Source organism: Streptomyces sp. SPB074, from assembly GCF_000154905.1.
GTDB lineage: Bacteria > Actinomycetota > Actinomycetes > Streptomycetales > Streptomycetaceae > Streptomyces.
Window position 1 is genome coordinate 2,080,711 of sequence record NZ_GG770539.1, and the last position, 217, is coordinate 2,080,927.

Consider the following 217-nt stretch of genomic DNA (forward strand, 5'->3'; position numbering starts at 1 on the left):
GAGGTGGGGGTTGGTCGCCCCGTGCGCGAGGTCGAGCCGCCCGAGGACGAGGGCGGCGCCGGGCCCGCGCCGCAGGCGCGCGTTGCTGATCCGCCCGGCGGCGAGCAGGCAGTCGGGGTCGGGGCGCTGCCCGGGCCCGTTGTCCACGTCGAGGACCGCCCAGTGGACCCCCGCCTCCGGGCGCAGCGGCTCCGCCCCTCCGCGGGCGCGAGGAGCG